The following is a 25,306-nucleotide window of genomic DNA, read 5'->3' as shown; positions in this document are numbered from 1 at the left end:
TTGCCCTTTCACTTTAGAGTGCCTGAGGAACATACAAGCCTGGATAAGCCCCAGCGCAATCCGGGAGCGCGGTGAATCCCCGGATTGCGCTCCGCTTATCCGGGCTGCAAATCCTGTGTAGGGGCGAATTTATTCGCCCGTCGGTGATGGGGTTGGTCGAATGAAGTCGGCCTACTGGGCCGAGGCGTAACTGGCCAGGACCATGCGATCGCGGCCGGTGGCCTTGGCCTTGTACAGCGCATCGTCGACGCGTTTGAAGAAGGATTCCGCGCTGTCCTGGCCGGGCTCGAAGCAGCCCACGCCGAGGCTGGCGGTCAGCGGCAGGGTGCGCCCCTGCACCTCGAAACCCCGGTGGATCAGGTTCTGCCGGAAGCTTTCGGCCAGCGACTGGGCCTGCTCCAGGCTGGTGTCCGGCATCAGCACGCCGAACTCCTCGCCGCCCAGGCGCAGCAGGGCGTCGCTGTCGCGGCGGAACACCTGGCGCATGCGCTCGGCGAAGTGTTGCAGGCAGAGGTCGCCGGCGGTGTGGCCGAAGTTGTCGTTCACGTGCTTGAAGTAATCGATATCCAGCAGCACCAGCGCCAGCGAGCCGCGCTGGCGCTGGGCTGCCGCGACCATGGACGGGAACAGGTTGTTGAACTGGTAGCGGTTACCCAGCTGCGTGAGGCTGTCAGTGCGGCTGAGGGTGTCGAGGCGGTCGCGCTGCTCGATCAGTTGCAACTCCAGCGCGAGGTTGCCGTGGTAGTCCGTATGGCTGCGGTTGAGCGCCAGCAGCAGGTAGCTGAAGTAGAAAGTCAGGGTCACCAGCTCGCCGAGATTTCCATCGTCCCGGCTCAGGCTGATCAGCCCGGGCAGGTACAGCAGCAGGATGGCCAGGGCGCAACAGCGGCGATTCATGGCGAAGGTGGAGACCATCGCCGTGCTGAAGGCGATGGTGCTGAGCGTGGCGATCAGCCGCGTGTCCCGGTAGGCCTCGTCGAGCAGCACCCAGGCCTGGACCAGGCCCCAGGCCAGCGAGGTGAAGTGGATCAACTGCCAGCGGCGCTTCATCCAGTGCCGCAGCAGATCGGGGTCATGGCTCGTCGGCAGGTCGTGCAGCCAGCGCAGGGCCAGGGTCAGGCCGAACAACAGGCCGAGCCCGAGGCCCGCAGGCCAGTTCGCCATGGGCGCCGCACTGAATCCCCAGACCAGCAGCCAGGCGAACAGGTAGTAGAAGCCGCCCAGGCGCGAGCGCGAACGCATGTCCACGGCTTCCCGCCACAGGGTAAAGGCGTCCAGCTGACGGGGAATCTCGGCGTCGGTCATCGGAATTTGTGATCACAGAACGGCAGGGTTGAGCATAGGCGCTTTGTATCACGCTAGATGCAAATTGCCACCATGTCATTTATCCGAAAGCCTGATTTTGACGGCCGGCGTCGGTCGCTCGTCAGGCTGAAACATAACTCGGACAGACTGCCTTCCACCCCAAAGCGCGAGAACCGCCGATGTACGCTGCCGCCAAGGGGCTGCTGGGAAAGCTGCCTGTCCTCGGTCCATGGAAATGGGCGCTGCTGCTCTTCGGTCTGCTGTCGTTCTATCAGGTGCGCCTCCTGCACCTCGACGAGCGGGTCTACTTCTGGCTGAGAACCGCCTGGCACTCGGGCGCTGAGGCGTCACGCGGTCTGCGCCTGCCGGAGTACCGGGTCCTCACTGAGGCGCTGGCGGTGGAGACGGTGGACAAGAACCTTTCCGGGCTGGCCTATGACGAGCGGCGCGACCGCTTCTGGGCAGTGGTGAACAACCCGGAGGAACTGATCGCCCTGGGCAAGGAGGGCGAATTCCTCGGACGCTATCCGCTCAGCGGGTTTTCCGACGTCGAAGACCTCACCTACCTGGGCGACGACCTGCTGCTGGTGATCGAGGAGCGCAGCCAGGCGCTGCTGGTGGTCCCCGTGCCGGAGCGCCCCGGTCCGCTGTTCCGTAGCGATGCGCGCAGCCTGACACTCAGCCTCGGCGAGGTCGACAACAATGGCTTCGAAGGCGTCGGCTACGACCGTGCCGGCGATCGCCTGTTCGTCGCCAAGGAACATTCGCCGATCAAGCTCTACGAGATTCGCGGGCTCAAGGCCAGCCTCGACGGCGCGTTCGGCCTGCAGGTGATCGATCGCGAGGCGTGGGTGAAGGACCTGCCGGCCCGCGACCTGTCGGCGGTGCATTTCGACGCGGGCAGCGGGCATCTGGTGTTGCTCAGCGACGAATCGAAGCTGCTGATGGAGCTGGACCGCAACGGCCGTCTGATTGGCCTGCGCTCGTTGTTCGGCGGTTTCGCCGGGCTCGACAACGGCGTGCCGCAGGCCGAAGGCATGACCTTCGACGAGCGGGGCAACCTTTACCTGGTCAGCGAACCCAATCTGTTCTACGCCTTCGGCCGGGGCGGCCGGTCAGCGGATCAGCCAGATACCGGCGCCGATCGGTAGCAGCCCGGCGAGTTTGCTGGGGCTGATCGGCACCGAAGTGGTCGAACATATCCGCATCAGGGTAACGATGCGCGGCCCCGCGCGGATGGCGATTTGCCAATTCCCTTGTCTTGGCTAGGGTTATGGGTTGAGCGGGCTCGCTTGTACCCGCTCCAAGCCTGATGCAGGAGAACAACGATGGATATGAACCGTCGGCAATTCTTCAAGGTCTGTGCGGTCGGCCTTGGGGGATCGAGCATGGCGGCGCTGGGCATGGCTCCACCGGCTGCCTTCGCCGACCAGGTTCGCCACTTCAAACTGGCGAGCACCCGTGAGACGCGCAACACCTGTCCTTATTGCTCCGTCGGCTGCGGGCTGATCATGTACAGCCAGGGCGACGGCGGCAAAAACGTGGTCCAGGAAATCATCCACATCGAGGGCGATGCCGACCATCCGGTCAACCGCGGCACCCTCTGCCCGAAAGGCGCCGGCCTGCTGGATTTCGTGCACAGCCCCAACCGGCTGAAGTACCCGCAGATTCGCGAGCCCGGCTCCAACGAATGGAAGCGCCTGGAGTGGGACGACGCCCTGGACCGCATCGCCAAGCTGATGAAAGAGGACCGCGACGCCAACTTCATCGAGCGCAACGAGCAGGGCCAGACGGTCAACCGCTGGCTGACCACCGGATTCCTCGCCGCCTCGGCATCCTCGAACGAGGCGGGGTACATCACCCACAAGGTGGTACGTTCCCTCGGCATACTGGGGTTCGATAACCAAGCGCGTGTCTGACACGGCCCGACGGTGGCAAGTCTTGCCCCGACGTTTGGCCGTGGCGCCATGACCAACCACTGGGCCGACATCCAGAATGCCGACCTCGTGCTGATCATGGGCGGCAACGCTGCCGAAGCCCACCCCTGCGGCTTCAAGTGGGTGACCGAAGCCAAGGCGCACAACAAGGCCCGGCTGATCGTGGTCGATCCGCGCTTCAACCGCTCCGCCTCGGTGGCGGACCTGTACGCGCCGATCCGCACCGGGACGGACATCGCCTTCCTCGGCGGGCTGATCTACCACTTGATCAGCAACGACAAGATCCAGCACGAGTACGTGCGCAATTACACCGATGCGTCGTTCATCGTGCGTGAAGGCTTCACCTTCGAGAACGGCCTGTTCAGCGGCTACGACGCCAGCCAGCGGCGCTACGGCGACAAGTCAGCCTGGGGCTACGAGATCGGCGAGGACGGCTTCGCCGTGGTCGATCCGACGCTCAGCCACCCGCGCTGCGTGTTCAACCTGCTCAAGCAGCACTACAGCCGCTATACCCCCGAGGTGGTCAGCAGCATCTGCGGCACGCCGAAGGAGCTGATGCTCAAGGTCTGGGACACCATCGCCGAGGCCTCCGCCCCGGACAAGGTGATGACCATCATGTACGCCCTCGGCTGGACCCAGCACTCGACGGGCTCGCAGATGATCCGCACCGGCGCCATGCTGCAACTGCTGCTCGGCAACATCGGCATGCCCGGCGGCGGCATGAACGCCCTGCGCGGCCACTCCAACATCCAGGGGCTGACCGACCTGGGCCTGCTCTCCAACCTGCTGCCGGGCTACCTCACCCTGCCCGGCGACGCCGAACAGGACTATGCCGCCTACATCGCCAAGCGCACGCAGAAACCGCTGCGGCCGGGGCAGCTTTCCTACTGGCAGAACTACGAGAAATTCCACGTCAGCCTGATGAAGGCCTGGTACGGCAAGAACGCCACCGCCGAGAATAACTGGGGCTACGACTGGCTGCCCAAGCTGGACACCCCCGGCTACGACGTGCTCAAGGTCTTCGACCTGATGTACCAGGGCAAGATCAACGGCTACTTCTGCCAGGGCTTCAACCCCATCGCCTCGTTCCCCAACAAGGCCAAGGTCGGCGCCGCGCTGGCCAAGCTCAAGTACCTGGTGGTGATGGACCCGCTGGCCACCGAGACCTCCGAGTTCTGGCGCAACGCCGGCGACTACAACGACGTCGACACGGCGGCGATCCAGACCACGGTGATCCGCCTGCCCACCACCTGCTTCGCCGAGGAAGACGGCTCCCTGGTCAACAGCGGGCGCTGGCTGCAGTGGCACTGGAAGGGCGCCGAGCCGCCCGGCCAGGCGCGCACCGACATCGCCATCATGGGCGGGCTGTTCCATCGCCTGCGCGAGCTGTATCGCAAGGAAGGCGGCGCCTTCCCCGACCCGATCCTCAACATCGACTGGAGCTACCTGCGCCCGGACGAGCCGGGGCCGGACGAGATCGCCCGCGAGTTCAACGGCAAGGCCCTGGCCGACGTCACCGACCCGGCCACCGGCGCCGTGCTGGCCAAGGCTGGCGAGCAACTGGCTGGCTTCGCCCAGCTCCGTGCCGACGGCTCCACCGCCAGCGGCTGCTGGATCTTCTGCGGCTCCTGGACCCAACTGGGCAACCAGATGGCGCGGCGCGACAACGCCGACCCCTACGGCATGGGCCAGACCCTCGGCTGGGCCTGGGCCTGGCCGGCCAACCGACGCATCCTCTACAACCGCGCCTCGGCCGACCCCTCGGGCAAACCCTGGGACCCACGGAAGAAGCGCCTGGTGTGGTGGAACGGCACGGCCTGGGGCGGCACCGACGTGCCGGACTTCAAGCCCGACTCGCCGCCGGACGCGGGCATGAACCCGTTCATCATGAACCCGGAAGGCGTGGCGCGGCTGTTCGCCGTGGACAAGATGGCCGAAGGCCCGTTCCCCGAGCACTACGAGCCGTTCGAAACCCCCATCGGTCGCAACCCGCTGCACCCGGACAAGCCCGGCGTGACCAGCAACCCGGCGGCGCGGGTGTTCCAGAACGACCTCGAACTGTTCGGCAAGGCCGACGAGTTCCCCTACGCGGCGACCACCTACCGGCTGACCGAGCACTTCCACTTCTGGACCAAGCACAGCCGTCTCAACGCCATCACCCAGCCGGAGCAGTTCGTCGAGATCGGCGAGGCGCTGGCCAAGGAACTCGGCATCCAGGCCGGACAGCGGGTCAAGGTGTCCTCCAACCGTGGCTTCATCAAGGCCGTGGCGGTGGTCACCAAGCGCCTCAAGCCGCTGACCGTGGACGGCAAGACCGTGCACCAGGTGGGCATCCCGCTGCACTGGGGCTTCACCGGCGTGGCCAGGAACGGTTACCTGACCAACACCCTGACCCCCTTCGTCGGCGACGCCAACACCCAGACGCCGGAGTTCAAGTCGTTCCTGGTGAACGTGGAGAAGGTGTGACATGGCCACTCAAGACATCATCGCCCGTTCCGCCACCACCACACCGATGCCCTCGGTGCGCCAGGTCGGCGAGGTGGCCAAGCTGATCGACACCTCCAAGTGCATCGGCTGCAAGGCCTGCCAGGTCGCCTGCTCGGAGTGGAACGACCTGCGCGACGACGTGGGCTCCAACCTGGGTGTCTACGACAACCCCATCGACCTCACCGCCGACTCTTGGACCGTGATGCGCTTCGCCGAGTACGAAAACCCGGCCGGCAACCTCGAATGGCTGATCCGCAAGGACGGCTGCATGCACTGCGAGGACCCGGGCTGCCTCAAGGCCTGCCCGAGCCCCGGCGCGATCGTCAAGTACGCCAACGGCATCGTCGACTTCAACCAGGACAAGTGCATCGGCTGCGGCTACTGCATCACCGGCTGCCCGTTCAACATCCCGCGCATCTCGCAGAAGGACCACAAGGCCTACAAGTGCACCCTCTGCTCCGACCGCGTGGCGGTGGGCCTGGAGCCGGCCTGCGTGAAAACCTGCCCGACCGGCGCCATCGTCTTCGGCAGCAAGGAAGACATGATCGAACACGCCGACGGCCGCATCGCCGACCTCAAGGAACGCGGCTTCGAGCACGCCGGCCTGTACGACCCGGCCGGCGTCGGCGGCACCCACGTCATGTACGTGCTGCACCACGCCGACCAGCCCTCGCTCTACAGCAGCCTGCCGGACGAACCGGCCGTCAGCCCGCTGGTGAGCCTGTGGAAAGGCGTGACCAAACCCCTGGCCCTGTTCGCCATGGGCGCCGCCGTGCTGGCCGGCTTCTTCCACTACGTGCGCGTCGGCCCGAACCGCGTCGAGGAAGACCCGGAGCCGGGAGAACCCATCGTCCACGAGGTCGACCCGTCGGTGCATGTGGTGGACCCGAAGGGTAGGGAGTGAGGAGTCGGGGCGTGATGGGTGAGGCGTGATGGGTGAGGGGTGAGGGGGAAGAGTGGGGCGTATCGGAGTCGGCGCCTGCACGGTCCGCCCCCTCTCCCATTCATGGGAGAGGGCCGAGGAGAGGGCGAAACGGACCTGCACCCAGCCATGAAGTACAGCCGGAAGCAGGCCCAGCGGCCTGAACGATTCGGGAGACCGCAATGAACGACGACATCGAACGCTACACCCCCTCCGAACGGAGCAACCACTGGGCCGTGGCGGTTCTCTTCATCCTCGCCGGCCTGTCCGGGCTGGCGCTGTTCCACCCGGCGCTGTTCGGCCTCTCCGCGCTGTTCGGCGGCGGCACCTGGACGCGCATCCTGCATCCGTTCCTCGGCCTGGCGATGTTCCTTCTGTTCCTGTGGCTGGCGATCCGCTTTGCCGGACACAACCGCATGAACGACAGGGACGCCCGCTGGCTGCGGCAATGGCGCGACGTGGTCGGCAACCGCGAAGACCGCCTGCCGGAGGTCGAGCGCTACAACGCCGGGCAGAAACTGCTGTTCTGGGTGCTGGTGCTGAGCATGCTGGTACTGGTGGTCAGCGGCGTGATCATCTGGCGGCAGTACTTCAGCGCAATGTTCGGCATCGAGACCCTGCGCTGGGCCAGCCTGCTGCATGCGGCGGCGGCCTTCGTGCTCATCCTCAGCATCATCGTCCACATCTATGCCGCCATCTGGGTCAAGGGCTCCGTGGGCGCCATGCTCTACGGCCGGGTCAGCCGCGCCTGGGCGCGCAAGCACCACCTCGGCTGGTACAAGGCGGTGGTGCGCGAACGCAAGTGAACGGGCCGGCGCGACAGCGGGTCGCGCCCATCTCCGAGCGGAACGGCGAATCGGCGTCTACGCTTTAGCCGGGGTGCATGAAGTAAGGAGTCCTGCGTGTCAGGCACCATTCTCGAGCCGGGCCAGATCGAAGCCGCGGCCAGCAAGCCGCCTTTCGTCCAACTGCCGCCGCGCAACCTCTTCGAGCTGCGCGCCGCGCGCCTGGACACGCTCGCCCAGAACCATCCGCTCTCCGCCTACCTGGCCCTGGCCGCCGCGATCTGCCGTGCCCAGCAGGCCGTGCTCGATGCCCCGCCGGATGTTCCCGCGCCGAACGCCCACCGCATCCGCGAATCCCTGGTCCACGGCCTGCCGCCCTTGGCCGCCGACACCCTGGTGCGTGACGACGGCTGGCTCGCCTTTCTCGACGCCGTGCTGCGCGCCTTTACCCTAGCGGCCGCCAATCCGGCCCTGGACGACGCCCTCGACCACTTGCGCAAAACCGGATCGAGCCAGCGCAAGGCCTGGGGCGTGGCCCTGGTCAGCGGCCAGTACGACCTGCTGCCGGCCGCGCTGGTGCCCTTCGTCGGCGCCGGCCTGCAGACCGCCTGGAGCCACTGGCTGCTCGGCCTCGACCTCGGCGAACTGCGCGAGCGCGAAGACCAGGCCTATTGCCCGTGCTGCGGCGCGCCGCCCATGGCCGGGGTGATCCGTCATCGCGGCCAGGTCAACGGCCTGCGCTATTTGGTCTGCTCCCTGTGCAGCGTCGAATGGCACTACGTGCGCCTGAAATGCAGCCACTGCCAGAGCACCAAGCGCCTCGACTACCTGCACCTCGACGGCTCGCCCCATGGCGTGCGCGCCGAGGCCTGCCCGAGCTGCAAGACCTACCTCAAGCAGCTCTACCTGGAACACGCCCCCGACGGCGAATGCCTCTCCGCCGACCTCGCCAGCCTCGACCTCGACCTGCTGCTGGCCGAACAGGGCTACCTGCGCCGGGCACCCAACCTGCTGCTGGCGCCGGGAGGGGAGGGATGACCAGCGCCCGCCTGCCCTCGGTGGACCGCCTGCTGCGCGCGCCGGCCTGCGCCCCGCTGCAACAGCGCTACGGCCGCGAAGCCCTGCTCGCCACCCTGCGCAGCCTGCTCGACGAACTGCGCGAGCCGGCGCGCCAGGGCCACCTGGCCAGCCTGGAACTCTCCGAAGCCGTGCTCGCCGGGCGTGCCGGCGAACGTCTCGCCGCCCAACACCGCAGCCGCGTGCGGCGGGTGTTCAACCTCACCGGCACCGTGCTGCACACCAACCTCGGCCGTGCCCTGCTGCCGGAAGAAGCGGTGGAAGCGATCTGCACGGCGGCGCGCTACCCGCTCAACCTCGAATTCGACCTCGCCACCGGCAAGCGCGGCGACCGCGACGACCTCATCGCCGGGCTCATCCGCGAACTGACCGGCGCCGAAGCCGTCACCGTGGTCAACAACAACGCCGCGGCCGTGCTGCTCGCCCTCAACAGCCTCGGCGCGCGCAAGGAAGGCATCATCTCCCGCGGCGAACTGATCGAAATCGGCGGCGCCTTCCGCATCCCCGACATCATGGCCCGCGCCGGCGTGAAGCTGGTGGAAGTCGGCACCACCAACCGCACCCACCCGCGCGACTACGAGGCCGCCATCGGTCCGCGCAGCGGCCTGCTGATGCGCGTCCACACCAGCAACTACAGCGTGCAGGGCTTCACCGCCAGCGTCGCCACCGCCGACCTCGCCGCCATCGCCCATGCCCATGGCCTGCCCCTCTTGGAAGACCTCGGCAGCGGCAGCCTGGTCGACCTCAGCCGCTGGGGCCTGCCCAAGGAACCCACCGTGCAGGAAGCCCTGCGCGACGGTGCCGACCTCGTCACCTTCAGCGGCGACAAACTGCTCGGCGGCCCCCAGGCCGGCCTCATCGTCGGCCGCAAGGACCTCATCGAACGGATCAAGAAAAACCCGCTCAAGCGCGCCCTGCGGGTGGACAAACTGACCCTCGCCGCCCTGGAAGCCGTGCTCGGCCTCTACCGCGACCCCGACCGCCTCGGCCAGCGCCTCACCAGCCTGCGCCTGCTCAGCCGGCCACAGGCGGACATCCGCGCCCAGGCCGACCGCCTCGCCCCGGCCCTCGCCGCCGTGCTGGGCGACACTTGGCGCGTCAGCGTGGAAGACGCCCTCGGCATGATCGGCAGCGGTGCCCAGCCGGTGGCGCGCCTGCCCAGCGCCGCCCTCTGCCTGCGCCCGCAGCAGCCCAGGCGCCTGCGCGGCCGCGCCCTGCACCAACTGGAAGAAGCCCTGCGCCTGCTGCCCATCCCGGTGCTCGGCCGCCTCGACGACGACGCCCTCTGGCTCGACCTGCGCCAGCTCGACGACGAACCGGCATTCCTGGCGCAACTCGCCGACCTCCGCAGGGAGGTACCGTGATCGTCGGAACCGCCGGCCACATCGACCACGGCAAGACCGCCCTCCTGCGCGCCCTCACCGGCCAGGAGGGCGACCGCCGCCCGGCCGAGCGCGAACGCGGCATCACCATCGACCTCGGCTACCTCTATGCCACCCTCGACGGCAACGAGCCCATCGGCTTCATCGACGTCCCCGGCCACGAACGCTTCGTCCACAACATGCTCGCCGGCGCCTGCGGCATCGACCTCGTCCTGCTGGTGGTGGCCGCCGACGACGGCGTAATGCCGCAGACCCGCGAACACCTGGCCATCGTCGAACTGCTCGGCATCCGCCGCGCCCTGGTCGCCCTCACCAAGATCGACCGGGTGGACGCCGCGCGCCTTGCCGAGGTCCGCGCCGAGATCGCCGCGCTGCTGGCGCCGGGGCCGCTGCACGGCAGCCCGATCCATGCCGTCTCCAGCCTGAGCGGGGAGGGCATCGACACCCTGCGCCAGGCCCTTATCGACCAGGCTCGCGCCTGCCGCCAGCGCAGCGACAGCGGCTACTTCCGCCTGCCCATCGACCGCGCCTTCAGCCTCACCGGCGCCGGCGTGGTGGTCACCGGCACCGCCTTCGCCGGCCGCGTGCGGGTGGGCGACGAACTGCTCCTGAGCCCCTCCGGGCGCCCCGTGCGAGTGCGCGGCCTGCACGCGCAGAACCGCGAAGCGAGCGAAGCCCACGCCGGCCAGCGGGCGGCCCTCAACCTCGCCGGCGAGCGCCTCGCCGTGGAGCAGATCCACCGTGGCGACTGGCTGCTGCACCCCGTGCTCCACGCCCCCACCAGCCGCATCGACTGCCTGCTACAACTGCTCCCCGGCGAGCCCCGCGACCTCAAGCACTGGACCCCGCTGCACCTGCACCTCGGCGCCCAGGACCTGACCGGCCGCGTCGCCCTGCTGGAAGGCGAAAGCCTCGCACCGGGCGGGCGCATGCTCGCGCAACTGCTGCTCAACGCCCCGGTGCATGCGGTACACGGCGACCGCCTGGTGATCCGCGACCAATCCGCCCAGCGCACCCTCGGCGGCGGCCTGGTCCTCGACCCCTTCGCCCCCAGCCGGGGCCGCCGCGCGGAAAACCGCCTCGGCCAACTGCGCGCCCTGATCGACGCCAGCCTGGAAAGCGCCCTGCCAACCCTGCTCGCCGAAGCCGAAAGCGGCCTCGACCCGGCCCTGCTGGAACGCCAGTTCAACCGCCCGCGATCCGGCTGGCACCTGCCGGACGGCCTGCTGGAAATCTCCACCCGCCTCGGGCCGCGCCTGTTCGACCGAACGCGCTGGCAAGCGCTGGGCGACCACCTGGTGGCGCGGCTGGCGCAATTCCACAGCGAACAACCCGACGAACTCGGCCCCGACCGCGACCGCCTGCGCCGCTACGCCTTGCCGCAACTGGAACGCCCCGTGTTCATCGCCCTGCTCGACGCCGCCATGGCTGTCGGCCGCATCGAAGCCAGCGGCCCCTGGCTGCACCGCCCGGACCACCGCGTGCGCCTCAGCGACGCAGAAGAAGCGATCAGGGAACGCCTCTGGCCCCTGCTCGAAGCGGGCGGCTTCGACCCACCCTGGGTTCGCGACCTTGCCCGCGAACTCGGCCAGGACGAAGCCTCCGTGCGCCTGCTCCTGCGCAAACTCGCCCGGCTCGGCCTGCTGCAACAAGTGGTGAAAGACCTGTTCTACCCGGATACGACCATCCGCCAACTGGCCAGCGAAGTCCTGCGCCTGGAAGATCAGACCGGCGTCATCCGCGCCGCTGCCTTTCGCGACCGCATCCACCTGGGCCGCAAACGCAGCATCCAGATACTCGAACACTTCGACCGCATCGGCCTCACCCGCCGCTTCGGCAACGAACGCAAAGTCCGCCGCGACAACGCCCTGGCCCACCCGGCCCCGGCCTGACGCAACGGCACGAACAAGGAAGGCACTCGCGCCCGGTGGCGCGGCCGGGCTTCAAACCCGGTGGGGGACGGCAGCCGTTCCCGGGTGGGTTCGACCCCCACTGCCTTCCGCCAGTTTTTGGGGAGCTTGAAGGAGGGCAGTTGCTGGTGTGGGTGGGGAAACCTGTGTTGTGGTGAGACGGGCTGAAAACGGCCAAGAGCAGTCATCGCCATGGCGCAATTTTCAGGCTCTAACTTTTGCCCTAATGTCGCAAGACTAGGCTCACCGTGGTATGGTCTGCGCTCTTTCCTGCTCTGACTGCTCAATACCTGACAGCATGAACGCCTCGAAAATTTCTGCCTGGCTGCCTACGCCGCCATAACGCTTAGCCCCCTCCCTGAGTCAGCTCGGCTTACCGACTGATTCGTCTTGCTGCGCCTGTAGCAAATCTGCCGTTCCACACGGCGCCACGTGACTCCTACAACTTGAACCTGACGCTTCCGGCACGCCGTCCTGGCATCGTGCTGTCGCGTCCATTGCCTTGGATTTACTGATGTTGCAGACAATCAAACAGAATTGGTTTTCGAATCTGAGAGGCGATGTGCTCGCCGGTCTCGTCGTAGCGCTTGCGCTGATTCCGGAGGCCATCGCCTTTTCCATCATCGCGGGTGTCGATCCCAAGGTCGGCCTGTATGCGTCGTTCTGTATCGCCGTTGTGATCGCTTTCGTTGGCGGTCGACCCGGCATGATTTCGGCGGCGACCGGGGCGATGGCGCTGCTGATGGTGACCCTGGTCAAGAACCATGGCTTGGAGTACCTGCTGGCAGCCACGCTGCTGTGTGGCGTGCTTCAGATCGCCGCCGGGTACCTTAAGCTCGGCTCGTTGATGCGCTTCGTGTCTCGTTCGGTGGTGACCGGATTTGTCAACGCGCTGGCGATTCTGATCTTCATGGCACAGCTACCTGAACTGACCAATGTCACCTGGCACGTTTACGCCATGACGGCTGCCGGCCTCGGTATCATCTACCTGTTTCCCTATGTACCCAAGCTCGGCAAGGTGATTCCCTCACCATTGGTGTGCATCCTGGTCTTGACCGCAGTTGCCATCTATCTCGGGCTGGATATCCGCACCGTCGGCGATATGGGCCAACTGCCGGATACGCTCCCGATCTTCCTGTGGCCTGACGTGCCACTGACCTTCGAGACCCTGGCGATCATCTTCCCTTACTCGGCAGCACTGGCTGTGGTCGGTCTGCTGGAGTCGATGATGACCGCGACCATCGTCGATGACCTGACCGATACCACCAGCGACAAGAACCGCGAGTGCAAAGGCCAAGGCGTGGCCAACATCGCTTCGGGCCTCATGGGCGGCATGGCCGGTTGCGCCATGATCGGACAGTCGGTGATCAACGTGAAATCCGGTGGCCGAACCCGCCTGTCCACCTTGATCGCGGGCGTCGTGCTGCTATTGATGGTGGTGTTTCTCAGCGACTGGGTCAGCCAGATTCCCATGGCCGCGCTGGTGGCGGTGATGATCATGGTGTCCATCGGTACCTTCAGCTGGGACTCGCTGCGCAATCTGCGCAAATTCCCGCTTTCCACCAACATCGTGATGGTGGCAACCGTGGTCGTGGTGGTCTTCACCCACAACCTCGCCTATGGCGTTCTGGTTGGGGTTCTGCTGGCTGCGATGTTCTTCGCCAACAAGGTCGGTCATTACATGGCGATCAGCTCAGAGTTGAATGAAGCCGCTGATCATCGAATTTATAAGGTGATTGGCCAAGTGTTCTTCAGCTCGGCCGACAAGTTCGTTGCGGCGTTCGATTTCAAGGAAACGATTAGCAAGGTGACCATCGACCTGAGTCGCGCTCACTTCTGGGATATCACTGCCGTCGCTGCTCTGGACAAGGTGGTGGTCAAGCTGCGCCGCGAAGGCACCGAGGTCGAGGTGCTGGGCCTCAATGAGGCCAGCGCCACTATCGTCGACCGTTTTGGTGTGCACGACAAACCCGATGCCATCGACCAACTCATGGGCCACTGACAAGGAGAACAACGATGACCTACGTTACCGCTTGCATTGACGGCTCCGCCTCCGCCCCTGCTGTTTGCGACTATGCGGCCTGGGCCAGCCAGCGCCTGGATGCCCCGCTCACCTTCCTGCATGTATTGGATCAACGCCAGTATCCGGTGTCCGCCAATTTGAGCGGCAATATCGGTTTGGGCAGTCGAGAGCATCTGCTGGATGAACTCGCCGCGTTGGACGAGCAACGCAACAAGCTGGCTCTGGAACAAGGCCTCGTCATGCTCGCTGCCGCGAAGGAGCGGGCCATCGCCGACGGCGTGAGTTCGCCGGAAACCAGGCAGCGCCATGGCGATCTTCTGGAAAGCCTGCGCGAGCTTGAAAACGACATCCGCGTGCTGGTGATCGGTCGCCAGGGCGAGTCCAGTGACGGTGCCGAACTACACGTCGGCAGCCAGTTGGAAAGTGTCATTCGCATCATGCACCGCCCCGTACTGGTAACACCGACCCGCTTCAAGCAGCCGGAAAGCGCGATGCTGGCCTTCGATGGCGGTGCGACCACGCGCAAGGGAGTAGAGATGCTGGCTGCTAGCCCTCTGCTGAAGGGATTGCCTATTCATCTGGTGATGGTCGCAACTGAGACGACAGAGAATGCAGTGCAGATGGAGGCGGCCTGTTCAACACTGACCTCGGCAGGACACAAGGTGCATACAGCCATCCGGACTGGGGAGGTTGAGCCCGCACTGCATGCCTACCAAGAAGAGCACGGTATTGATCTGCTCGTGATGGGCGCCTACGGGCATTCTCGAATCCGGCAATTCCTGGTGGGGAGCACCACTGCCCACATGCTGCGCACTACTACCACTCCGTTGCTTCTGTTGCGCTAGGTCGGTGAAGGGGGCAGCGCGCACTTGAAGGTGCGTGCCAATTTTCCTCATTTGCTGCCTGTCCCGACAGGCAGCTTATGGCCGGTTTGTGCCGGTTGCAACCGGCAGCCTTGAGCCGATCTCTGCCTGTGACGTATCTACCGCCCGCAGGCCAAATCGGATGCAAGTAGTGGTCAGTACCAATGCAATTGGCCGGTCAGATAAGTGCAATTGTGCAAATAACCAACTCAACCATCCCCCGATCCATCCTTATCCCCACGAACAGCCGGCACCCAATCGTCTCCGGGCATGATCCTGCGCATGAACTTGTCGAACATCGGTACGGTGAAGGCCGTGTCGCCGTGGTTCGGGCTCCAGATCATTCCTTTTGCAATCAGGCTGCTGCGGATGGGACCTAGCGATTGGACTTTTCGGTTGAGGACGGCGGCGATATCGCCTGAGCGGTGCGGCCCCGGCCCCAGCTCGGCCATGGCGCGCAGGTAGATCTTCTCGGCCAGGGTCATTCGGTCGAAGCGCACGCGGAAGAAGCTTTCGTCCAGCGATGCGATGACTTGGGCTGACGCGGCGTCTATGTCCTGTTCGGTGATTCTGGCGTCGTTGGCCAGGTCCCAGGTGTTCTTGCCCCACTCTTGGATGAAGTACGGATAGCCCTCGGTCAGATCGACCACCTTCTGTGTCGCGGCGGGTTCAACCCGGACGTGCTCGTCTTCCGCGGGTTTCGCAAAGGCGATACTGGCTTGTGGTGCGGGCAGGGGGCCTACATCCGGGTAGGTAAAGAGCCGCTCTGCATACGACTTGGCGTTTCCCGCCCGTCCTCGGAGCTGGGGGAGGCCGGCACCAATCAGGGTTACGGGTAAGGGAATCTGGGAGACGCGGTGCAGGGCGGTGATCAATGCCGCGAACTGGTCTTCGTCAACATACTGAAGTTCGTCGATGAAGAGGGCCAGGACGGTGCCCGAGGCTTTAGCCGCTTCACCCACCTGTTGCAGCAGGTCGATCAGGTCCCCTTCAAGATCGCCGTTGTCGGCCAAGCCGGGTTCGGGTTCGTAATCGATCCCGACTTCGATGTCTCCGAACTTTACGCGCAGGGCACCGACGAAGCCTGCCAATGCCCGAAGCCCCTTTATCGCTGCCTCCTTTGCCGCGTCTATCCGGCTCATGCGGATCAAGGCTACGCGAAGCTTGGGAGCCAGGATGGCGGGTAATGATCTGGATTCGGGAGCCTCGACGTAGACCGTTTGGATGCCGGCAGCTTCCGCGTCACGTTGCATTTGATTCAGGAGGACCGTTTTCCCGACACCGCGAAGGCCAACCATGATGACGCTTCTGGCTGGTCGGCCAAGCCGAATGCGCTCGAGTGCAATGCGGACCGTTTCGCGCAGTTCGTCGCGGCCAGCAAGTTCCGGTGGTCTGGTACCGGCCCCAGGGGAGTAGGGATTCCGGATAGGGTCCATTTTTATCTCTTTATGGTGAATTTATCTTTAATGGATAAACTATCCATAAATCGATAGCATTGCAAGGATCAAAAATGGCCTCAGGAGACATTCAACCGCTCTCTTCACAGGCCCTTAACCCCGCAACAAGCCGCCGCAAAGGCGGCTTCCAATCATAAACCCGCAAGCGTGCTCCCAGCACATCGGCCCGGTGCTGTCGGCGGCAGCGTGCCAGTGCTTCGGGGCTTGGTGCGGTGGCGCGGGTGTCTCGGAGGATGAAGCCGGCAGGCAGCACCCGTGTCCATTTATGGGAGACGGCAGCCCAGGGGACTTGCGGGCGGTAGAGGGTGTGGATGGGGAGGCAGAGGACGCGGCCGTCCGGTGCCTGTTCCACCAGGCAGAGCAGCCGGAGTTCGCGGCGGGTGGAGGTTTGGGGGTGTGGGGATGGGCTTCCCTGTCGCATGCGTTCACTCCTGTTCCATGAGCTGGCGCGTCAGCAGCGCCACGTTGACCATCAGGCGCCTGCCGACCTTGAGGCTGGGTATGTAGCCGCGTTCCAGCCAACTTCGTACGACGATGGGTTCGTCGCCCATGCCGATCCATTCGGCGAAGGACTGCCAGGGCATGAGGGGTGGGCATCCGATGAGCTTTTGCGGGTCCAGGCCTTCCGTATCCATCTGCTTTAATCCACTATATTCTGCACTAGTCATATTTCACTGCATTTATTGCAGTGCAATATATCCAAACAATGCCTGATCCTCAGGATCACTGCAATAATTGCAGTGCAAATTATTTAGAACGAAATGGAATCGATGCAGGCAAGAGCCCGGCTTCTTATAGATAAGGCCGGCTTCGAACAGTTGATCAGAGAGAGCGACATCGGTTTGGTCCGCTGGCAAACCGTGCGCTACAAGAACATCCGGATGAGCACCCAGGAGCTTGAGGTGCTGGTTCGGTTTTACCCGCAGTACGCCTTTTGGCTGGCCAGTGGCCGGATCGCTCCGGAGATTGGACAGACGAGTCCGGAGTACGATGCGGCGGCGGGCCTGTCGGGACAAGACTGATCGTTGGTGAGACGGGAAAAGCTCCTCCAGCTGGATATCCATTGGGCGCTGTTCTCAGGCATTGGAAATATTTACTCGTGGGAAATTATTTCCCATTTCCCTTAAAAGGGAAAGATATCCTTTGGTGAAAATTTATCCATTATGACGACGTCTGCTGATAGAGCTCGCCTATTGATCAAAAAAATAGGCCCGAAAAAGGCCAGCAATCATGGCGGGGATTACGAGCGCTGGAGAAGCGTCAGCAAGGGAGCGGTCCGGGTCAGCACGGAAGAAATCGATATTCTGGTAAATATTTTCCCGAAGTACGCACTCTGGCTCGCCAGTGGCAGGATTGCTCCAGAGATCGGGCAGACGAGCCCTGAGTACGATGAGACGCAGCGTGAACCACTCGAGCCAGTTTCCAGCCCGCATGAATCCATGGGATCGACGCGAGACAGGGCTCTCCCATTGCTTCGGATGATGGGCCCCAAGAAACTCAGTCAGCTTGGGGGGCCGAATTACGAGCGTTGGAGGAACATCAGCAAAGGCGCGATCCGAATGAGTACCGAAGAGCTTGGTGTGCTGGTCAAGATTTTTCCCCAGTACGCTCTCTGGCTGGTTAGCGGCCAAGTTGTCCCGGAGATTGCGCAAACCTGTCCTGAGTACGATGGGGCTCATCTTGAGCCATCATCACAAGATGATGGCCGAGGCTGAATCGTGGATGAGATCCTGGATAGGGCAATACGATTGCTCCGAATGGTGGGGCCAAAGAGGCTCAGTCAGCTTGGCGAAACAAGCCATGAACGGTGGAAAACCATCAGCAAGCGCGCCGTCAGAATGAACACCGAAGAAATCGATGTGCTGGTGAAGATTTACCCGCAGTACGCGCTCTGGCTCGCCAGCGGCCAGATCGCCCCGGAAATCGGGCAGACGAGCCCCGAATACGACGAAGCGCACCCAGGCGTGCCGGCATCCGGCAAGGCCCCCGGGAAATCACCGAGCTGAGGTTTGCCCGGAACCGGTAGGGGCGGATTTATCCGCCCGCGGTGCTTCGTTGGGCGAATGAATTCGCCCCTACACCTGGGCCATTCTTGTGGGAGCGAATTCATTCGCGACTGACGCGGCAGCATCGTCATCCCATCGCGAATGAATTCGCTCCTACGGTCGAGGTGTGGTGCATGCGCACCGATTCGGCCCGCCATTCGGAAACTTGACCGTTATGGCCGCCACGGCGGTATCCGTGACGAGAAAGCGGCCATCTTAAAGGGCGCTCCTGTAAAGCGGTTTAAGAAAGCCGTGCCGCGCAAGGCCTTGTGCCAGGGCCGATGGAATGACTGTGTAGGCTCGCTCCCCGTTGCGGGAGATGAAGATGAAATCCCATGAAGTGCTCTGTGCGGCCATGTCGTGCAGCAAGCGCAAGAAGGGTTTGGGGAAAGTATCCGGAGAATATTTGAAGCTGGTCCCGAAGGCCTTTCCCTCAAATGTGCATTCAAGTTTGAAGCTGCCTTGGGTCCCCGCCTTGGGGGCATACCGGATATCTCCCAAGGGCATACCCGAGTAGTGTGCGATCTGCGCGAGCGCGTGGCCGTAGCCTTTCTTGTCCGCCTCGTAGATGTAAGGGGCATAGCTGGTGATAAGGGTATTGTGATCTTGAAAAAGATTTGCAATGTCCCATGCCGATCGGGGGGCGAGAGGGCCACGAGCCTCTACGGGAATATCTTTTGCGCGGCGATATTCACGGAATTTGGCGGCTACCGTGGGATGCCATTCTCGGGCGTTATCCAGCTGAACTTTGTAATAGTGCTCATTGAGGTAGCCATTTGTCCGTAGTAGTGCGATGAGTTCCTCGCGGACTTCACTGGGCAAGGTGGTTACAGCCTTGTCCTTGGGAGGGAAGCAATATTGATAGGCGATGATCGGCGCATCCGGTGTTTCGGGTTCGGCTGCGCCAGTATCGACGGAGAGCGTATCGCCACCCGCAAGAACATCCAGCAGCTCGTCTTCTTCCATGATCCTTATGCCCAGGGATTCAGCTTTGCCGGTCTTATCGGCCCCTGGTTTTGCGCCCATCACTAAGAGCGTGGTTTTGCCATTGACCGATTTCTGAACCTTGCCGCCTTTCTGGCTGATCAACTCTTCCAGCGCCGGGCGGGTGTAGTCGGCGAAGGTTCCAGTGACCACCACGTACTGCCCCACAAACCCCGAGTTGGGGGCGGGAAGCCATTTCCAGGAACCGGCGGCGTAGTCGTCCAAATACTCGCCCTGACCATCCACGTAGAAAGTTCCGCCAGAGCTGGAGTCGAAAGCGCTGATCTCGACCCCGACCGCGCCGAGGTAACGGAAAAAATCCACCAGTACCTCGACCTCGAGTGAACTGGATGATTCGAATATCAGATGGAGTACGCCGTTCTGGTCGCGTAGTTCGATGGGGGAGGCCAGGATGTCGTCGACGTCATACAGTTTCTCCTCGGCATCCATGGCCTCGACCGCCTCGTAATCCTGTGCATTCACATAGTCCACGAACTGGCGAATGGCTGCTTGGGAAGTGGCGTTGTCCGACTGTACATACACATTCAAATAGAGCGATGACATAACGGTTCATCCTTGGGAAAGAGCCATGCAGGGGTGAGATCATAAAGCCATCACAATTTAACAGGCCGCGTGTAGGCCCAGCATGACGAAGCGCACACGGACGTGCCGACGTCCGGCAAGGCCCCAGGGAAATCACCGAGCTGAGATCGAATGAATTTGCCCTACAGAAGAAGTGTTCGCCGTGTGTCTGCGGGTGGCGCCTGTTCGCGAGCAGTGCTCGCTCCTACGGTCGAGGTGTGGTGCGTTTGCTTGGTTTCGGTGGTGAAGCCGGCCCAGGCCGTTATCCCGGTAACTCGGGCAGTGCACTGGCCATCAGAAGTCCTCCGACCGGCTCTTGGGCAGGCGGACGCGTTTGTCCCCGGCCGTGTCCAGGAATCGGGAGGTGAAGGCCGGGTCTTCATTCAGGCTCTGGAAAACCCGGTCGGTGATGCCCAGTGTGAACAAGGCCATCATGAAGTCGCGCAGGGATACACCCTCGGCATTCCCTGCCTCGATATGCCGTACGGCACGCAGGGAGATATCTGCTTGTTCGGCCAGATCGACCTGCCGGATGCTCAGGCGAAGCCTGGCTTCTTTTACCAGAAGGCCGATTTTGTGCAGGGTCGTGGTGCACTGGACAGGAAAGAAGCCTTTCATAAGGTTGCCTGTGGTGGTGCCTTAGGCTGGATAACGGTATCCAGAATAGCACCTTATGAATTCGCTCGAAATTTAAGGTGCTGTTAAATACGATCTTATCTTGGATAGGATCTCATTGGATGAAACCTTAAACTTGGACTTCTATGGTCGATGCAGCCTCAGGCGAACGCTTGGGCCAGCTAGGCGAATGAATTTGCCCCTACGGGAGAGGTCGGGGCATGCTTCGGTGACATAAACCGGTTCGGTCCAGGCTGTGGTTTCAGCAATCTCTGTTATCCGTTTTGTCTGATCTTCGAGGCCGGCCGTGTGCCGCGCTTTTTGGTTATGGTGCGCGTCTCTGTCGGAATGATGGGGGCGCTCCTGATCGAGCCGAGCGTCATCTTCATACCGAACAGTCGCAGAATGCCGTTGAGGGTGTTGAGGGTCGGGTTGCCTTTGTCGCTTTCCAACTGGTAGAGCGCTCTCGTCGAGATTTTGCACATGGCGGCGAAGGTTTCTTGATCGAGGCCGGTCATCTCTAGGCGCAGACGACGTATCGACGTTCCCAGCGTCTCCTTGCCCAGTGTGTTCTGCAGTTGGATGTCTTCGAGCAGTTTCTGGCGCTCTTCGGGCGTGAGGATATTCATAGCAGGCCCCATTCACCCAGGCGGGTATCCAGGTTGTTGAGGGGGATCGAACGAGCCTTCAGTACTTCTTCCGGAAGGTCCGTCAGAAGGCTGGGAAGGGCTCGAAATTCCTGGGCTGCGCCTTTCAAACGACGCATCAGGGTATCCGGGGCGATCAGCCCCTTGAGGGCCGCAGATACAGCTTCCCAGTTGGGCGAGCCTTGCCGCTCGCTCTCCCATTTGGTGACCCGCGTGACGCCCTCCGGATCAAGCACCATCGGAGCGAGGTCGTAGATGGGCGCCAGCTGGAAACGTTGTTGGTAACGGATGACCGAGGTATTCCGGCCATGGTTATCCGAGTTACCCAGGATGCGGTTGAGCAGGTCGCGCCGCACGTACTCGAATACCAAATCCTCGATTTCGTCGGTTTGCTGGTTTTCCCGCCAAAGGTTGGCCAGGCGATACAGCACCTCTTCATGCTTCATCGGGGAGCCTGGAACGGTGTTCCCGCAGATCGAGTAGATCGACTCCATGGGAAGGCGTTCTACCCTGCCATTGATGATGCGTCTGTCGAAGCGGGGCATCCAAAGGCTGGGTTTTTCAGCCTCTTCGAGCGCCAGCCCGTCCGTTGAGAGGGTATTCAGTCCCAGCGTCGAGATCGCTTTGTAGTAGTGGTATTCGGCACGCAGGATGTTCTTGTCACGCTCGGTCACTCGGTTGCGGGCGAATTTCACGAGCCAATGGCGTTTGACGTGATCATCCGGCAACACGGCATCGGCATGCAGCCCACCGTTGGCATCCTCGGCCATGAGCAGCTTCGGCGCTTCGCCCTGGGCGCCGGTGGCGCCGCCGATAGCCGCGCCCAGCTCGTAGGCGTATTCCAGAAATTCGTTCGTTCTCTCTACGACCTCCGCGCGCGAAAAAGCGATGGTCCGCCCCTGGTCTATATGCTCGAAGGATTCCTTTACCCGCAGATGTCCGATGGGCGCGGGAGAACAACGCTTCAGGAGAAAAAACTCCATGTCCATCCCCTCCGGCTTTTCGTTGGAAAAGCGGGCCTCCAGCGATCTCCGGGCGGCACCGGCAGGCACGATGTCATAGACGAACGCCGGGTAGCCGATGCCGCGAGCGATCGTCCAGTTCATCGGCACGTTCACGCTAACAGCGTTCTCGAAAATCGAATCGATTTTGTCGAGGAATTGCAGGAGATAGGCTTGGTGGTAGGCGACCGAGCAAGCCCCCTCGGCGACCTTTCTGGAGTTTTCTACAGTGAGCACCAGAGCGTCGTGCCATTGGCCGTCGACGTAGGTTTGTATTGTGAGTTGTTCGGGCATATCGCGGATTTTTGAGTCAGAACTTTAATGCTGAAAAGGTATCTCGTTTTGCCAATATCAGCAATAAAGTGCCGGAATTATGCTGATAGAGTATTTTAGTCAGCATTATAGTGCTGGTTATAAGGGGTTTCGAAAGCCTCCCCGTATAAGGCTGAGCAATGCAGGTTCCGAATCGCTTTAAGGCGGACGAATGAATTTTCCCCTACGGTAGGGCAGCGGCGTTGTAGTCCGGATAAGCCCCAGCGCAATCCGGGATTGGCCCGCGCCGGACTACGGCTGGGCGTCGGGTATCACCGGGCCGCCTTGGTCCGGGGCGGACATGGCGGCTTGTTGGCGGCCGAGGAGGGTGGCGACGAAGGCGTCCTTGCCGCGTGTGTAGGCCTCGCGGTCGTGGGGATAACGTTCGGCCAGTTCGTGCTTGAGGCAGGCGTAGGCCTGGGCGTCTTCGGGGTGGGTGCGCAGATAGTCGCGGAACAGCAGGTGGCGGTCGGCTTCGTCCAGGCCCATGACGTGGACGTGGTGGGTGCGGCCCTGGCCGAAGGGTGGCATGCCTTTGACGAAGAACATCCGCTGGGTCGCCGGGTTGCTGCGCCAGAACTGGTAGCCAAGCGCCTCCAGTGGTTCGACCAGGCGCTGCCAGTCGGCGTCCAGCGGGGGAATGAGCAGGATGTCGATGATCGGCTTGGCCGCCAGGCCCGGCACGGCGGTGCTGCCGAAGTGTTCCAGGCGCACGCCGGCGATGCCGCGCTCGGCCAGGGCGTCGCGGATGCGGGCGGCTTCTTCGTCGTAGCGCTGCGGCCACTCTTCGCGGGGGGCTTCGATGCGGATCGGGTCGTCCGCAGCGTTGCTCCACTGCTGGCCATCGAAGGTAGGGGGCGTCAGGTCGTTCATGGGCGTAATACTGTCCACTTAAGCGTGATTAGTCCCTCGCCCCTTTGGGGAGAGGTGAGCCGGCAGTTTCTCGGTGTTTTCGACCCTCTCCCCCAGCCCCTCTCCCGTAAACGGGAGAGGGGAGCAAACGTGCATGACTTAACGTGACCAGCATTACGTTCATGGGGGCGTCCTTGATGGTGGGCAGCCCCTTTACTGACCGTGTCGGAGGCTAGTCGGTTCGCAGCGCTTGCACGCCGTTGTCGGCGGGGTCGAAGCCGTCCTGGCGCATGCGTTCGGCGAAGGCCGCCACGGCTGCTTCGCCCTGGAGGAAGGCGGAGCGCTGGGTGGGCCAGTCGTCCGGGCGCAGGCGCACCATCCAGCCTTCGCCGTAGCAGTCGCGGTTGATCAGGCCGGGGCGTTGCAGCAGGGCGTCGTTGGCTTCCAGCAGTTCGCCGGCCAGCGGGCTGCGCGCCGAGGCGGCGGCCTTGGCGAATTCCACCACGCCGAAGCTGCGCTCCGCCTCGATGCGGGTGCCGGGGCGCTTGGCGGTGAAGGCGAAGATCTGCCCGTAGAGCGCGCAGCCGTAGGCGGTGAGACCGAGGGTGACGCTGCCGTCCGCCTCTTCGCGCAGCCAGAGGTTGTGAGCGGGGGCGTAGAGCAGCCCCTCGGGGAAGTCCAGGCCGTGCAGGTTCACAGGCTGAGCACCTTGTCGCATTCGAGGATGAGTTGCGCCAGCTCGCCGCCGCTGGCGATTTCATCCAGTTCGTCGATCAGCGCCTCCGGGTCCAGGGGCACGCCGGGTTGGCGACACATCAGCAGGCGGGCGCCGGCGTGCTTCGCCTGCTGGATGAAATGCAGCACGGGCTCGCCGCCTTCCACGGCGCGCAGGCTTTCCGCGACGGTTCGGTGGGCCAGTTGGGTGGCTTCGCCGGTGAGGTAGAGGGTGACGTTGGCGTCCATGCAGGCGAGCAGGGTGGCGACGTGGAAGGGTGCGGCGCAGCGCGCGGGCGTGCTCGGGCCGCTGGCGACCAGAATGAGGACCCGCTGCGCATCAACCAAGGGCTTTCTCCAGGCGGATCAGGGCGACCCGCTGGCCCTGCGGGTCGCTGCGTTCGACGACTTCCTTCGGCGTATAGCCGAGCCGGGTGTAGAGCAGCAGCCCGGCGGCGTTGGCGTTGAAGCAGGAGATGTCCAGGCGGCGGGCATCGAAGTGCTCGCGGGCCTGTCGCTCCATCACGCCGATGAGGTAGCGCGCCACGCCCCGGCTGCGGGCCCAGGGGGCGATCATCAGGTTGCCGAGGGCGCAGCTTTCGCCGGGATGCCATTGGTAGAAGTTGGCGTAGCCGGCGGGGCGGCCGTCGAGCAGTGCAAGGGTACTGCCGCGCCGCTCGGCGCGGGCGGCGGCGAGCTGTTCGACGGTGAGTGGCCAGGTGCCCTTGGGGTAGGCGAAGAAGAGTTCGTCCGGTGTCTGCACGAAGTCGACCACTTGGCGTAGGTCGTCGTCCGTGGCGGGGCGGTGGGTGAGGTTGGGCGTGTCCACGGCGGCCTCAGTGCGGCGGGTATTGGGAGAGGACTTTCGCCACCGTTTCGCGGATGGCGGCGGCGCGCTCGTTCGGGTTCGGCTGGGCGCTGCGCATGATCTGCTCGCCGCTGCCGCGCCAGACCAGCTTGCCGTCCTTGCCGTCGTAGAGGTCGATCTGCAGGGTGCCGACCTGGTAGTCGAGGGTACGCGTCTCGCTGTAGCCCGGTCCGCCCCAGTAGCCGTTCCACGGCCCGCCCCAGAAGCCGCCGTAGTGGGTGGTGACTTCGTCGCGGCGCTTGTCGACGATCAGCCAGACCTGCACCTTCACGTCCCCCGCCCTGCCGGCCTGTGCCGGGCGCAGGCCGCGCTGGTCGAGTTGCTCGGAGACTGCCTCGCGGATGCGTTGTTCGGTGAGATCGCTCTTCAGGCGCGGGTCGTCGGGGCGGTATTGCAGTGCGGGTTCCTGCCAGCTCCAACTGCGGTAGGCGGCGAAGTCGCGGTTGGGGTCGAAGTCCCGCTCCAGCCGGGTGGTCTGGCAGGCGGCCAGGAGCAGGATGAGGGGCAGTAACAGCAAGCGGGAAAACATGGTGCTTCT

24 protein-coding genes and 1 tRNA gene are annotated in these 25,306 nt (G+C 63.6%); 13 read left to right on the top strand and 12 right to left on the bottom strand.

The features are described 5' to 3' along the window. Positions 1-171 precede the first annotated feature (171 nt). Positions 172-1,305 (bottom strand): GGDEF domain-containing protein, encoded by a 1,134-nt coding sequence (locus PIN01S_RS24560; RefSeq protein WP_084339545.1) that lies wholly within the window; start codon positions 1,303-1,305, stop codon positions 172-174. A 179-nt stretch (positions 1,306-1,484) separates the two neighbouring features. On the opposite strand from PIN01S_RS24560, the gene PIN01S_RS24555 reads away from it, so the two are divergent. From PIN01S_RS24555 to PIN01S_RS24505, 10 genes are all read left to right on the top strand, one after another. Beyond that, on the top strand, positions 1,485-2,456 hold the full coding sequence (locus PIN01S_RS24555; RefSeq protein ID WP_084339544.1) for an SdiA-regulated domain-containing protein: 972 nt from the start codon (positions 1,485-1,487) through the stop codon (positions 2,454-2,456). Between the two features lie 177 nt (positions 2,457-2,633). Beyond that, on the top strand, positions 2,634-5,708 hold the full coding sequence (gene fdnG / locus PIN01S_RS24545; RefSeq protein ID WP_139198633.1) for a formate dehydrogenase-N subunit alpha: 3,075 nt from the start codon (positions 2,634-2,636) through the stop codon (positions 5,706-5,708). A gap of 1 nt (position 5,709) precedes the next feature. Further along, the gene (gene fdxH / locus PIN01S_RS24540) at positions 5,710-6,633 is read left to right on the top strand and encodes a formate dehydrogenase subunit beta (RefSeq protein ID WP_084339541.1); all 924 of its coding nucleotides are present in this window, start codon (positions 5,710-5,712) and stop codon (positions 6,631-6,633) included. Positions 6,634-6,833: 200 nt separating this feature from the next. Further along, positions 6,834-7,457: a formate dehydrogenase subunit gamma gene (locus tag PIN01S_RS24535; protein ID WP_084339540.1), complete on the top strand. Its 624-nt coding sequence runs from the start codon at positions 6,834-6,836 to the stop codon at positions 7,455-7,457. Positions 7,458-7,553: 96 nt separating this feature from the next. Next, positions 7,554-8,474 carry a formate dehydrogenase accessory protein FdhE gene (fdhE, locus tag PIN01S_RS24530; protein WP_084339539.1) on the top strand — a complete coding sequence of 307 codons (921 nt, stop codon included), beginning with the start codon at positions 7,554-7,556 and terminating at the stop codon, positions 8,472-8,474. Beyond that, a complete protein-coding gene (gene selA, locus PIN01S_RS24525) occupies positions 8,471-9,877 on the top strand; it encodes an L-seryl-tRNA(Sec) selenium transferase (protein ID WP_084339538.1) in 1,407 nt (468 codons plus the stop codon). Before fdhE ends, selA begins: the two co-directional genes overlap by 4 nt. After that, positions 9,874-11,787 (top strand): selenocysteine-specific translation elongation factor, encoded by a 1,914-nt coding sequence (gene selB, locus PIN01S_RS24520; protein WP_084339537.1) that lies wholly within the window; start codon positions 9,874-9,876, stop codon positions 11,785-11,787. Before selA ends, selB begins: the two co-directional genes overlap by 4 nt. A 17-nt stretch (positions 11,788-11,804) precedes the next feature. Beyond that, positions 11,805-11,900 (top strand) — tRNA-Sec (locus PIN01S_RS24515). Positions 11,901-12,319: 419 nt separating this feature from the next. Continuing rightward, entirely contained in the window at positions 12,320-13,807 is a 1,488-nt protein-coding gene (locus PIN01S_RS24510; RefSeq protein ID WP_084339536.1) for a SulP family inorganic anion transporter, read from the top strand. A 14-nt stretch (positions 13,808-13,821) separates the two neighbouring features. Continuing rightward, positions 13,822-14,673 (top strand): universal stress protein, encoded by an 852-nt coding sequence (locus tag PIN01S_RS24505; protein WP_084339535.1) that lies wholly within the window; start codon positions 13,822-13,824, stop codon positions 14,671-14,673. A gap of 227 nt (positions 14,674-14,900) precedes the next feature. On the opposite strand, the gene PIN01S_RS24500 is transcribed toward PIN01S_RS24505, so the two are convergent. Both PIN01S_RS24500 and PIN01S_RS24495 read right to left on the bottom strand, forming a co-directional pair. Continuing rightward, complete coding sequence (locus PIN01S_RS24500; RefSeq protein ID WP_084339534.1) at positions 14,901-16,127, bottom strand: ATP-binding protein; 1,227 nt, start codon at positions 16,125-16,127, stop codon at positions 14,901-14,903. A 446-nt stretch (positions 16,128-16,573) separates the two neighbouring features. Further along, entirely contained in the window at positions 16,574-16,783 is a 210-nt protein-coding gene (locus tag PIN01S_RS24495) for a hypothetical protein (protein WP_084339533.1), read from the bottom strand. A gap of 126 nt (positions 16,784-16,909) precedes the next feature. On the opposite strand from PIN01S_RS24495, the gene PIN01S_RS24490 reads away from it, so the two are divergent. The 3 genes from PIN01S_RS24490 (at position 16,910) to PIN01S_RS24475 (ending at position 18,154) form a co-directional block, all read left to right on the top strand. After that, positions 16,910-17,170 carry a hypothetical protein gene (locus PIN01S_RS24490; protein ID WP_084339532.1) on the top strand — a complete coding sequence of 87 codons (261 nt, stop codon included), beginning with the start codon at positions 16,910-16,912 and terminating at the stop codon, positions 17,168-17,170. Between the two features lie 171 nt (positions 17,171-17,341). Continuing rightward, positions 17,342-17,863 carry a hypothetical protein gene (locus PIN01S_RS27485; RefSeq protein ID WP_342029068.1) on the top strand — a complete coding sequence of 174 codons (522 nt, stop codon included), beginning with the start codon at positions 17,342-17,344 and terminating at the stop codon, positions 17,861-17,863. A gap of 3 nt (positions 17,864-17,866) precedes the next feature. After that, positions 17,867-18,154, top strand: a complete 288-nt coding sequence (locus PIN01S_RS24475; RefSeq protein WP_244506034.1) for a DNA-binding protein — start codon at positions 17,867-17,869, stop codon at positions 18,152-18,154. Between the two features lie 255 nt (positions 18,155-18,409). Here the strand turns inward: PIN01S_RS24475 and PIN01S_RS24470 are convergent, their stop codons facing one another. From PIN01S_RS24470 to PIN01S_RS24430, 9 genes are all read right to left on the bottom strand, one after another. Continuing rightward, positions 18,410-19,741 (bottom strand): BRCT domain-containing protein, encoded by a 1,332-nt coding sequence (locus tag PIN01S_RS24470; protein WP_084339531.1) that lies wholly within the window; start codon positions 19,739-19,741, stop codon positions 18,410-18,412. A gap of 312 nt (positions 19,742-20,053) precedes the next feature. Next, the gene (locus PIN01S_RS24465) at positions 20,054-20,377 is read right to left on the bottom strand and encodes a helix-turn-helix domain-containing protein (protein ID WP_084339530.1); all 324 of its coding nucleotides are present in this window, start codon (positions 20,375-20,377) and stop codon (positions 20,054-20,056) included. A gap of 272 nt (positions 20,378-20,649) precedes the next feature. Beyond that, complete coding sequence (locus PIN01S_RS24460; protein WP_084339529.1) at positions 20,650-21,003, bottom strand: helix-turn-helix domain-containing protein; 354 nt, start codon at positions 21,001-21,003, stop codon at positions 20,650-20,652. Beyond that, entirely contained in the window at positions 21,000-22,316 is a 1,317-nt protein-coding gene (locus PIN01S_RS24455; protein ID WP_084339528.1) for a HipA domain-containing protein, read from the bottom strand. Before PIN01S_RS24455 ends, PIN01S_RS24460 begins: the two co-directional genes overlap by 4 nt. A gap of 270 nt (positions 22,317-22,586) precedes the next feature. Further along, positions 22,587-23,207: a GrpB family protein gene (locus PIN01S_RS24450; RefSeq protein ID WP_084339527.1), complete on the bottom strand. Its 621-nt coding sequence runs from the start codon at positions 23,205-23,207 to the stop codon at positions 22,587-22,589. 211 nt (positions 23,208-23,418) lie between these two features. After that, entirely contained in the window at positions 23,419-23,904 is a 486-nt protein-coding gene (locus PIN01S_RS24445) for a glycine cleavage system protein H (RefSeq protein ID WP_090257351.1), read from the bottom strand. After that, on the bottom strand, positions 23,880-24,248 hold the full coding sequence (locus PIN01S_RS24440) for a DsrE family protein (protein ID WP_084339525.1): 369 nt from the start codon (positions 24,246-24,248) through the stop codon (positions 23,880-23,882). Before PIN01S_RS24440 ends, PIN01S_RS24445 begins: the two co-directional genes overlap by 25 nt. Then, the gene (locus tag PIN01S_RS24435; RefSeq protein ID WP_084339524.1) at positions 24,241-24,729 is read right to left on the bottom strand and encodes a GNAT family N-acetyltransferase; all 489 of its coding nucleotides are present in this window, start codon (positions 24,727-24,729) and stop codon (positions 24,241-24,243) included. The genes PIN01S_RS24440 and PIN01S_RS24435 overlap by 8 nt, the downstream gene beginning before the upstream one ends. A gap of 7 nt (positions 24,730-24,736) precedes the next feature. Beyond that, complete coding sequence (locus PIN01S_RS24430; RefSeq protein WP_084339523.1) at positions 24,737-25,297, bottom strand: DUF4136 domain-containing protein; 561 nt, start codon at positions 25,295-25,297, stop codon at positions 24,737-24,739. Positions 25,298-25,306 lie beyond the last annotated feature (9 nt).

Origin of the sequence: Pseudomonas indica NBRC 103045, from assembly GCF_002091635.1 — a bacterium.
GTDB classification, from domain to species: Bacteria; Pseudomonadota; Gammaproteobacteria; order Pseudomonadales; family Pseudomonadaceae; genus Pseudomonas_M; species Pseudomonas_M indica.
Note: the sequence above shows the minus strand (reverse complement) of the source record. Positions and strands in the feature narration are given on the sequence as shown.

Coding starts and splice junctions, on each gene's coding strand:
- PIN01S_RS24560 (WP_084339545.1), bottom strand. CDS start 1,305: ATGACCGACGCCGAGATTCCCCGTCAGCTGGACGCCTTTACCCTGTGG.
- PIN01S_RS24555 (WP_084339544.1), top strand. CDS start 1,485: ATGTACGCTGCCGCCAAGGGGCTGCTGGGAAAGCTGCCTGTCCTCGGT.
- fdxH (WP_084339541.1), top strand. CDS start 5,710: ATGGCCACTCAAGACATCATCGCCCGTTCCGCCACCACCACACCGATG.
- PIN01S_RS24535 (WP_084339540.1), top strand. CDS start 6,834: ATGAACGACGACATCGAACGCTACACCCCCTCCGAACGGAGCAACCAC.
- selA (WP_084339538.1), top strand. CDS start 8,471: ATGACCAGCGCCCGCCTGCCCTCGGTGGACCGCCTGCTGCGCGCGCCG.
- PIN01S_RS24510 (WP_084339536.1), top strand. CDS start 12,320: ATGTTGCAGACAATCAAACAGAATTGGTTTTCGAATCTGAGAGGCGAT.
- PIN01S_RS24505 (WP_084339535.1), top strand. CDS start 13,822: ATGACCTACGTTACCGCTTGCATTGACGGCTCCGCCTCCGCCCCTGCT.
- PIN01S_RS24500 (WP_084339534.1), bottom strand. CDS start 16,127: ATGGACCCTATCCGGAATCCCTACTCCCCTGGGGCCGGTACCAGACCA.
- PIN01S_RS24495 (WP_084339533.1), bottom strand. CDS start 16,783: ATGGATACGGAAGGCCTGGACCCGCAAAAGCTCATCGGATGCCCACCC.
- PIN01S_RS24490 (WP_084339532.1), top strand. CDS start 16,910: ATGGAATCGATGCAGGCAAGAGCCCGGCTTCTTATAGATAAGGCCGGC.
- PIN01S_RS24470 (WP_084339531.1), bottom strand. CDS start 19,741: ATGTCATCGCTCTATTTGAATGTGTATGTACAGTCGGACAACGCCACT.
- PIN01S_RS24465 (WP_084339530.1), bottom strand. CDS start 20,377: ATGAAAGGCTTCTTTCCTGTCCAGTGCACCACGACCCTGCACAAAATC.
- PIN01S_RS24460 (WP_084339529.1), bottom strand. CDS start 21,003: ATGAATATCCTCACGCCCGAAGAGCGCCAGAAACTGCTCGAAGACATC.
- PIN01S_RS24455 (WP_084339528.1), bottom strand. CDS start 22,316: ATGCCCGAACAACTCACAATACAAACCTACGTCGACGGCCAATGGCAC.
- PIN01S_RS24450 (WP_084339527.1), bottom strand. CDS start 23,207: ATGAACGACCTGACGCCCCCTACCTTCGATGGCCAGCAGTGGAGCAAC.
- PIN01S_RS24445 (WP_090257351.1), bottom strand. CDS start 23,904: ATGCGACAAGGTGCTCAGCCTGTGAACCTGCACGGCCTGGACTTCCCC.
- PIN01S_RS24430 (WP_084339523.1), bottom strand. CDS start 25,297: ATGTTTTCCCGCTTGCTGTTACTGCCCCTCATCCTGCTCCTGGCCGCC.